The 6914-nt window shown below is 71.6% G+C and carries 5 protein-coding genes; 4 read left to right on the top strand and 1 reads right to left on the bottom strand.

Features of this window, described 5'->3' with window-relative positions:
• Positions 1–722: 722 nt before the first annotated feature.
• The 4 genes from A4V12_RS16580 (at position 723) to serA (ending at position 6044) form a co-directional block, all read left to right on the top strand.
• On the top strand, positions 723–2582 hold the full coding sequence (locus A4V12_RS16580) for an acetolactate synthase large subunit (protein WP_064070131.1): 1860 nt from the start codon (positions 723–725) through the stop codon (positions 2580–2582).
• Between the two features lie 21 nt (positions 2583–2603).
• On the top strand, positions 2604–3128 hold the full coding sequence (gene ilvN / locus A4V12_RS16575) for an acetolactate synthase small subunit (RefSeq protein ID WP_019889675.1): 525 nt from the start codon (positions 2604–2606) through the stop codon (positions 3126–3128).
• A gap of 75 nt (positions 3129–3203) precedes the next feature.
• A complete protein-coding gene (ilvC, locus tag A4V12_RS16570) occupies positions 3204–4205 on the top strand; it encodes a ketol-acid reductoisomerase (protein WP_064070130.1) in 1002 nt (333 codons plus the stop codon).
• 237 nt (positions 4206–4442) lie between these two features.
• Positions 4443–6044 carry a phosphoglycerate dehydrogenase gene (serA, locus tag A4V12_RS16565; RefSeq protein ID WP_064070129.1) on the top strand — a complete coding sequence of 534 codons (1602 nt, stop codon included), beginning with the start codon at positions 4443–4445 and terminating at the stop codon, positions 6042–6044.
• Positions 6045–6207: 163 nt separating this feature from the next.
• On the opposite strand, the gene A4V12_RS38700 is transcribed toward serA, so the two are convergent.
• A partial coding sequence (locus A4V12_RS38700) for a PucR family transcriptional regulator (protein ID WP_234372198.1) occupies positions 6208–6914 on the bottom strand: 707 nt, incomplete at its 5' end.

Here is a 6914-nt window from a genome sequence, read left to right as displayed (position 1 = left end):
CCCCCGCCCCGCCCCCCCCGCACAGCCCACCCGCCGCCCCCGCACGCCCGGCGGGTCCCCCACCCGCAGCGGCCCCCGACGACCGCCCCGGCCGGCCTCCCGGCGGGGCGCCGGGGGAGCGGCCCGCCCGGCGCCGGGGCGGCGCGGGCACTCCGCCTCCCGCCGCCCCTCCCGACGCTCCCGCCCCCGCCGCAGCTCCTCCCACCGCTCCGTCCGGCGGAACGGGCGCACCCGCGGCGCCCCCCGCCGTCCCCGCCGTCCCCGAAGGCCGGGGCGGCACGGGCGGCGGCCCGGCCACCGGCGGGCGCGGCGGCGCGCCCGGCAACCGGCCCGCGGGACCCGGCGGCGCCACCCGCGGCGGTGCCGGGAGCGATCGCGGCGCGCTGCCCGGAGGACTGGCGAGCACCGTGCCGAACGGCGTCCCCGCCGCTCTTCCGAGTGCCCTCCCGGGCATGCGTTCGCCCTACCCGTTCCGCTCACATGGTGAGACGCGCGTCCCACCCACTTGACACTGACGGTGCGCCGGAGGGAGGGTCATTGCCATGCGCACCCGAATTCTCGTACTTGGAAAGCGCGTCGGCTGAGCACGGCCCGATGACGGCCCTGCGGACCCACACCGGCGCGCTCCCCTCGCTTGCCTCACGGCACGAGGGGTTTTTTGTTGCACTGGCTCCCTGCCAAACCAGTTGAATCTCGCGAAAACCCTCAGCTTCGAGAAGAGAATGCCGATGACCGAGCAGGCCACCGGGGCCCACCATCCGCAGCCGCGGGCCCGTACCGGCGGACAGACCCCCGCCACCGTTGAGCACGTCACGGGTGCGCAGTCCCTCATCCGTTCTCTCGAGGAAGTGGGCGCCGAGACGGTCTTCGGCATCCCCGGCGGCGCCATCCTCCCCGCGTACGACCCGATGATGGACTCCACCCGGGTCCGGCACATCCTCGTCCGCCACGAGCAGGGCGCCGGTCACGCGGCGACCGGCTACGCCCAGGCGACCGGCAAGGTCGGCGTCTGCATGGCCACTTCGGGCCCCGGTGCCACCAACCTGGTCACGCCGATCGCCGACGCGCACATGGACTCCGTCCCGCTGGTCGCGATCACCGGTCAGGTCGCCTCCAAGGCGATCGGCACGGACGCCTTCCAGGAGGCGGACATCTGCGGCATCACCATGCCGATCACCAAGCACAACTTCCTGGTCACCAAGGCCGAGGACATCCCGAGGACGATCGCCGAGGCGTTCCACATCGCCTCCACCGGCCGCCCCGGCCCGGTCCTGGTCGACATCGCCAAGGACGCCCTCCAGGCCCGTACGACCTTCAGCTGGCCCCCGCAGCTCGACCTGCCCGGCTACCGCCCGGTGACCAAGCCGCACGCCAAGCAGATCCGCGAGGCCGCGAAGCTGATCACCCAGGCCAAGCGCCCGGTCCTGTACGTCGGCGGCGGCGTCCTCAAGGCCGGCGCCACCGCCGAGCTGAAGGTCCTCGCCGAGCTGACCCAGGCCCCGGTCACCACCACGCTGATGGCGCTGGGCGCCTTCCCGGACAGCCACCCGCTGCACGTCGGCATGCCCGGCATGCACGGCGCCGTCACCGCCGTCACGGCGCTGCAGAAGGCGGACCTGATCGTCGCCCTCGGCGCCCGCTTCGACGACCGCGTCACCGGCAAGCTGGACAGCTTCGCGCCGTTCGCCAAGATCGTCCACGCGGACATCGACCCGGCCGAGATCGGCAAGAACCGCGCCGCCGACGTCCCGATCGTCGGTGACGCCCGCGAGGTCATCGCCGACCTGGTCCAGGCCGTCCAGGCCGAGCACACCGAGGGCAACACCGGCGACTACAGCGCCTGGTGGAAGGACCTCAGCCGCTGGCGCGACACCTACCCCCTGGGCTACGACCAGCCCGAGGACGGCAGCCTGTCGCCGCAGCAGGTCATCCAGCGCATCGGGCAGCTCGCCCCCGAGGGCACCATCTACGCGGCCGGCGTCGGCCAGCACCAGATGTGGGCCGCCCACTTCATCGACTACGAGCAGCCCGCCACCTGGCTGAACTCCGGGGGCGCCGGGACCATGGGCTACGCCGTCCCGGCCGCCATGGGGGCCAAGGCCGGCATGCCGGACCGCACGGTCTGGGCCATCGACGGCGACGGCTGCTTCCAGATGACCAACCAGGAGCTGGTCACCTGCGCGCTGAACAACATTCCGATCAAGGTCGCGATCATCAACAACGGCGCGCTCGGGATGGTCCGCCAGTGGCAGACCCTCTTCTACAACCAGCGCTACTCCAACACGGTGCTGCACTCCGGCCCCGGGGCGGACGGCAAGCAGCCCAGCGCCGGCACCCGCGTCCCGGACTTCGTGAAGCTGTCCGAGGCCATGGGCTGCGTCGCGATCCGCTGCGAGCGCCCGGAGGACCTGGACAAGGTCATCCAGGAGGCGAACGCCATCAACGACCGTCCGGTCGTCATCGACTTCATCGTCCACGAGGACGCCCAGGTGTGGCCGATGGTCGCCGCCGGCACCTCCAACGACGAGGTCATGGCCGCCCGCGGCGTCCGCCCCGACTTCGGCGACAACGAAGACGACTGAGAGAGAGCTGAGTTCAGAGACATGTCCAAGCACACGCTCTCCGTCCTGGTGGAGAACACCCCCGGCATCCTCGCCCGGATCGCCGCCCTGTTCTCCCGCCGCGGCTTCAACATCGACTCGCTCGCCGTCGGTGTCACCGAGCACCCCGACATCTCCCGCATCACCATCGTGGTCAATGTCGAGGACCTGCCGCTGGAGCAGGTGACCAAGCAGCTCAACAAGCTGGTCAACGTCCTGAAGATCGTCGAGCTCGAGCCCAGCGCGGCGATCCAGCGCGAACTCGTCCTGGTGAAGGTCCGCGCCGACAACGAGACCCGGTCCCAGATCGTCGAGATCGTCCAGCTGTTCCGCGCCAAGACCGTGGACGTCTCGCCCGAGGCGGTCACCATCGAGGCAACAGGGTCGAGTGACAAGCTCGACGCGATGCTGAAGATGCTGGAGCAGTTCGGCATCAAGGAACTGGTCCAGTCCGGCACGATCGCCATAGGGCGTGGCGCCCGGTCCATCACGGACCGTTCGCTGCGGGCCCTGGACCGTTCCGCGTAGCGAGACCCCTCGACCTTCCCATCCCTCCCCGCCGTACGGTGGGACGCAACATCAGCACACCAAGGAGAAGACCCAGTGGCCGAGCTGTTCTACGACGACGACGCCGACCTGTCCATCATCCAGGGCCGCAAGGTCGCGGTGATCGGTTACGGCAGCCAGGGCCACGCCCACGCGCTGTCGCTCCGTGACTCGGGTGTCGACGTCCGCGTCGGTCTGCACGAGGGCTCCAAGTCCAAGGCGAAGGCCGAGGAGCAGGGCCTGCGCGTCGTCACGCCCGCCGAGGCCGCGGCCGAGGCCGACCTGATCATGATCCTGATCCCGGACCCGATCCAGGCCAAGGTCTACGAGGAGTCCATCAAGGACAACCTCAAGGACGGCGACGCGCTGTTCTTCGCCCACGGCTTCAACGTGCGCTTCGGCTTCATCAAGGTCCCGGCCGGCGTCGACGTCGCCCTCGTCGCCCCCAAGGGCCCGGGCCACCTGGTCCGCCGCCAGTACGAGGAGGGCCGCGGCGTCCCGGCGATCGCCGCCGTCGAGCAGGACGCCACCGGCAACGCGTTCCAGCTGGCGCTCTCGTACGCGAAGGCCATCGGCGGCACCCGCGCGGGTGTCATCAAGACGACCTTCACCGAGGAGACCGAGACCGATCTGTTCGGTGAGCAGGCCGTGCTGTGCGGCGGCACCTCCGCCCTGGTCAAGGCCGGTTTCGAGACCCTGGTCGAGGCGGGCTACCAGCCGGAGATCGCGTACTTCGAGTGCCTCCACGAGCTGAAGCTGATCGTCGACCTGATGTACGAGGGCGGCCTGGAGAAGATGCGCTGGTCGGTCTCCGAGACCGCCGAGTGGGGCGACTACGTCACCGGCCCGCGGATCATCACGGACGCCACCAAGGCCGAGATGAAGAAGGTCCTCGCCGAGATCCAGGACGGCACGTTCGCCAAGAACTGGATGGACGAGTACCACGGCGGCCTGAAGAAGTACGACGAGTACAAGACGCAGGACTCCGAGCACCTGCTGGAGACCACCGGCAAGGAGCTGCGCAAGCTCATGAGCTGGGTGGACAACGAGGAGGCGTAGGCCCCCGCGCGGCGGGTCCGGACCCGGTGTCCGGACCCGCCCGTCCGCATTGGACCGCGTGTCCAACCACGGATGGGTGATCCTTCCGCCGCGGCGGAAAAGATGACACCCGCCCCCACTACACTTCTCCACACATACGCGTCAGGCCCACAGCGTCGTGCGTCTTCCACGCGGCAAGCCCCTCCACCGCCTGCGGCCGTCGGGACGGCCGTCCGCACTGGACTTGTGAGGACCCACGTGAGCTCGCATCCCCCCAAGAAGCCGGTAGTACTGATCGCTGAAGAGCTGTCGCCCGCCACGGTGGACGCGCTCGGCCCCGACTTCGAGATCCGGCACTGCAACGGCGCCGACCGAGCGGAACTGCTGCCCGCGATCGCCGACGTGGACGCCATCCTGGTGCGCTCCGCCACCAAGGTCGACGCCGAGGCCATCGCCGCCGCCAACAGGCTCAAGGTCGTCGCCCGCGCCGGCGTGGGCCTGGACAACGTCGACGTCTCCGCCGCCACCAAGGCCGGCGTGATGGTCGTCAACGCCCCGACCTCCAACATCGTCACCGCCGCGGAGCTGGCCTGCGGTCTGCTGGTCGCCACCGCGCGCAACATCCCCCAGGCGAACACCGCCCTGAAGAACGGCGAGTGGAAGCGGAGCAAGTACACGGGCGTCGAGCTCAGCGAGAAGACCCTCGGCGTCGTCGGCCTCGGCCGCATCGGCGTCCTGGTCGCGCAGCGCATGTCGGCCTTCGGCATGAAGATCGTGGCGTACGACCCCTACGTCCAGCCGGCGCGCGCCGCCCAGATGGGCGTCAAGCTGCTGACGCTGGACGAGCTGCTCGAGGTCTCCGACTTCATCACCGTCCACCTGCCCAAGACCCCCGAGACGCTCGGCCTGATCGGCGACGAGGCGCTGCACAAGGTCAAGCCGACCGTCCGCATCGTCAACGCCGCGCGGGGCGGGATCGTCGACGAGGAGGCGCTGTTCTCGGCGCTGAAGGAGGGCCGGGTCGCCGGCGCGGGCCTGGACGTGTACGCGAAGGAGCCCTGCACGGACTCCCCGCTGTTCGAGCTGGACCAGGTCGTCTGCACCCCGCACCTGGGCGCGTCCACGGACGAGGCGCAGGAGAAGGCCGGTATCGCGGTCGCCCGTTCGGTGCGCCTCGCCCTCGCCGGCGAGCTGGTCCCGGACGCGGTCAACGTCCAGGGCGGTGTCATCGCCGAGGACGTCAAGCCGGGTCTGCCGCTCGCCGAGCGCCTGGGCCGGATCTTCACGGCGCTGGCCGGCGAGGTCGCGGTCCGTCTCGACGTCGAGGTGTACGGCGAGATCACCCAGCACGACGTCAAGGTGCTGGAGCTGTCGGCGCTGAAGGGCGTGTTCGAGGACGTCGTCGACGAGACGGTGAGCTACGTCAACGCGCCGCTGTTCGCGCAGGAGCGCGGTGTCGAGGTCCGGCTGACGACGTCGAGCGAGTCCCCCGACCACCGCAACGTGGTCACCGTCCGCGGCACCCTCTCGGGCGGCGAGGAGGTGGCGGTGTCCGGCACGCTGGCCGGACCCAAGCACCTCCAGAAGATCGTCGCCGTCGGTGACTACGACGTGGACCTGGCGCTCGCCGACCACATGATCGTCCTGCGGTACGAGGACCGTCCCGGTGTCGTCGGCACCGTCGGCCGCGTTCTCGGCGAGGCCGGTCTGAACATCGCGGGCATGCAGGTCGCCCGTGCCGCCGAGGGCGGCGAGGCGCTCGCGGTCCTCACCGTCGACGACACGGTCCCGCAGCAGGTGCTGACGGAGGTCGCCGAGGAGATCGGCGCGACGTCCGCCCGTTCGGTGAACCTGGTCTGACCGTTCGTACGATCGTCACGGGACCGGCCCGGTGCGTCAGCGCACCGGGCCGGTCCCGTTCGTGCGGCGGGGTCGGTGCGCCGAGGGCGCCGGTCAGCGGCGGACGGCCCGCCGATGTCGCCCGGGAGGGTGAATCACGGGGGCGGCGCGGGGGCGCGGTGCCTCACATGCGGGCCGTCTTGAGCGCCATGTGGAGCAGGAGCCGGTCCTCGCCCTCGTCGAGATCCAGGCCCGTAAGGTTTTCCACGCGCGAAAGGCGGTAGTAGAGCGTCTGGCGGTGGATGCCGAGGGCCGCCGCTGTGCGGCCCGCCTGGCCCGCGTTGTCGAGGAACACCTCGGCGGTGCGGGCCAGTTCCGTGTGCGCGGGCGCGAGCAGCGCGCGGACCGCCCGGTCGTGCGGCGGGGCCGGGGGCAGCGCGGTCAGCAGTCGGTACGGGCCGATCGACGCCCACGGGGCGACCGGCCCCAGCCGCGGCTGGGCCAGGGCCGCCCGCGCGGCGGACGCCGCCTCGCGCCACGCCTGTGCGAGGTCGCCCACCCCGCGCCGCGGATCGGCCACTCCGACGACGGTCCCCGCCGGGTGACCGGCGCCCGGGACCGCCCCCGCGCCGCCGGCCGCCCACACGGCGGTGGGCGGCGCGCCGGACGGGGCGCCGCCGCCCGCCGCGTCCCGGCCCCGCCCCCGCCCGCGGTCCCCGTCGATCCCGGTCACCGCGGTGCGCAGCCGCAGGTCGATGCCGCGCTCCCGGTGCTCCTCCGGGGTGCGGGCGACGAGCCGGTCCGGCCCGTCGACGTCACCGCCGACCCAGTACGGGATCCCGCACGCCGAGTACGAGGTGAAGTGCCCCCGCTCGAACGCGACGATCTCCA

The sequence above is a fragment of the Streptomyces noursei genome (assembly GCF_001646665.1).
GTDB classification, from domain to species: domain Bacteria; phylum Actinomycetota; class Actinomycetes; order Streptomycetales; family Streptomycetaceae; genus Streptomyces; species Streptomyces lavendulocolor.
The sequence above is the reverse complement of the archived record's forward strand: the minus strand, read 5'-3'. Positions and strand labels throughout refer to the sequence as shown.

What these genes read in the sequence shown, in the direction of transcription:
- ilvN (WP_019889675.1), top strand. Translation starts at nt 2,604, where the DNA reads ATGTCCAAGCACACGCTCTCCGTCCTGGTGGAGAACACCCCCGGCATC.
- A4V12_RS16580 (WP_064070131.1), top strand. Translation starts at nt 723, where the DNA reads ATGCCGATGACCGAGCAGGCCACCGGGGCCCACCATCCGCAGCCGCGG.